The organism is Candidatus Symbiothrix dinenymphae (assembly GCF_001431085.1).
In genome coordinates, this window is sequence record NZ_BBRU01000573.1 from 1 (window position 1) to 2,545 (window position 2,545).

The following is a 2,545-nucleotide window of genomic DNA, read 5'->3' on the forward strand; positions in this document are numbered from 1 at the left end:
TTCGTATAAATGCGCTCATATCTTTTCGCAATAGCATCAAAAGTTGTTTTGGAAGGATTTCATTCGCTACTTCCTTTTTGCTACTATAAAAGCCCAATAAGCCTTGTGTTATAAACTTTTCCCAGAAAAAAACGTACAAGCATTTTTTATTTTTACCGATGGACAAGAAATACCTCATGTACAATATCAACAGAGTGATATTTTAAATGAATTCAAAAAATACTATATTAATCATAAATATGAGGTTAAAGAAATCGAAGAAGAAATCAAAAAATTAGAGCAAAATAGTCCAGACATAGAGGGTAAAAAAAATGAATTGAAACAATTAAGCGAAAGTCCGGATAAGGATTTATACAAATTTCCTGAGTTTATAAAATTTCTCAACGGTACAGATGATACGCAATGTATCGCTTGTGAAACCACAGCAGAATATCAATGGGAAGATGAACAAAAACAATGGAAAAATATCTACAACGATAAAGAAGTTAATCTTGACTTTATGCCCTCCGATACTCAATGGCTATACCTCATACGCATTTCTGAACTTAAAGAAAATAAGAAAAGTGGGAAAGAAAAGTTTATAACACAAGGCTTATTGGGCTTTTATAGTAGCAAAAAGGAAGTAGCGAATGAAATCCTTCCAAAACAACTTTTGATGCTATTGCGAAAAGATATGAGCGCATTTATACGAAAGCACCACAAAAATGATGAATTTTCACAATGGGTACTTGAAAAGGAAAAAGCGGATTATACTCTTACTTTAAACCACGGAATAGACGATTATTATAATTCTAAAGAATTAAATATCAGAAAATTAAAAGAAAAACCTAATTATATTAATTCTTTAGAATATTTCTTTGATTATTTAATTAATAAAGTTTGGTTATTATCTACTTTACATTTACCAAAAGAAGAAATAGAAGATGAAAAAATTGGAATTATAAATATAGTGAATATGTTCAAAAGAGCATATGACAAAATATTTAACTTGCAAATTGCTAATAATAAGAGTATTACAAAAGAACAATGTGATAAACATATAGTTTTTAATGCAATTAATATTAGCTACACAGATTTGAGAGAAATAGTATCTTTTCCCAAAGGTTTTTGCACAGAACTTGTTTTTGAATTACTTTATAATATAAAAAAACATGTGATTGAAAAAAGTTTTGATAATAAAATCGTTAATAATAATATTCCGCTAATAATTACCTTAAAAACAGAGTTGGCAGATGATATTTTATATTTGATAGTAGAAAATAATCACTACTATCCGCACAATGAGCATGAATTAAGAGGTAATGTGCACGGATTAAATCTATTAAAACAAGTCTTATTGAAACATAATGGGTTAAAGGAACTCAAAGAAGATAAAATATCTGAAACAAATATATTTAAAGTAATGATTCCCCTAAAAAATCAAATGAAATGAAGCCATATATTGTAATTATTGAAGACGATATAACAGACATTGATAAAATCAAAAATTTGCTATCATCTCGTTATGATTTTTATCCTGAAAATCAAAGTACAGATAATTCGTTTATTAATAATGTGCGAGATTCTATTAATAACAAGAATCCTCAAAAAAATAATGCAGAAAAAGCAGTAAAAGACGCTCTTAGTACATTTTCTGATAATATTACTGCTTTTATTGTTGATTATCAACTTGAAAATGTAGATGAACGAACGGTAACTATATCAGGTCTAAAATTTTATCAAGATTTTATTTCTAAAGAATATCCAACAAAACCTTGTATGATTTTAACTCATTTAAAATCAGCAAATGAAATAAATAGCATTCTTGATGAAATTGATAAAATTAACGACAGAAATAAATTAACTTTGCGTTTAAAACAATTAACGGATTCTAATTTTCAAAATAGCGTTAAACATTTTGTAGATAAGGCAAATCCTATTTTGCGTTTAATTGAAAAAATCAAACATAAATCAATACGAAATCGAAATAATCAGATCGACCAAACTTTAGATGATATTAAAAACAATTACACCCTATATAACGATAGTATAATTTCGATTTTAACCACTTTTGCAGAGAATACCAACGAAATAGACAATAATAAACAATCTGAGTTTATAAACCAATGTTCTAACTGTAAAAATATAATCACATGAAAGAAGGACAAAAAATATTAATGCTTACAGAGAATTATAATATCTATAAAAAATTGGATAATACTATTTTGGGATTTTTTGTTGGTATTATTTCAGGAATAGAAATAGAGGCTTTTATGAATGGGAATAGTCCGCTGATAATAGCAATAGTTTTTAATATTCTATGTGTTCTTTCTATCTTGTTAATATTTTATGCAATGGATACAAATACTAAATTTATTCAAAGTTGTAAAGATGTCGTGTTAAACCAGACAGAATATCAAAATAGAGAGAACATAATAAGTAAACTGACTTCCAATACAAAAAAATTACAAGTTAAATTTAAGTGGTTATTTTGGGTAGCAATAGTTTTACTCTTCGTTGGAGTTGTAACGCTAAAAATTTCGTTTTTTCAAAATTTATCTAATAC

At 26.8% G+C, this 2,545-nt stretch carries 3 protein-coding genes; all 3 read left to right on the forward strand.

All coding sequences use genetic code 11. The annotated features are described in order from the left end of the window. The first annotated feature begins 103 nt into the window (after window positions 1-103). Window positions 104-1,432: a hypothetical protein gene (locus ASC50_RS06035; protein ID WP_056928823.1), complete on the forward strand. Its 1,329-nt coding sequence runs from the start codon at window positions 104-106 to the stop codon at window positions 1,430-1,432. Beyond that, on the forward strand, window positions 1,429-2,136 hold the full coding sequence (locus ASC50_RS06040) for a hypothetical protein (RefSeq protein ID WP_055430729.1): 708 nt from the start codon (window positions 1,429-1,431) through the stop codon (window positions 2,134-2,136). The genes ASC50_RS06035 and ASC50_RS06040 overlap by 4 nt, the downstream gene beginning before the upstream one ends. Continuing rightward, window positions 2,133-2,545 (forward strand): hypothetical protein (locus tag ASC50_RS06045; RefSeq protein WP_158648533.1); only part of this gene is annotated, 413 nt, incomplete at its 3' end. The genes ASC50_RS06040 and ASC50_RS06045, both read left to right, overlap by 4 nt.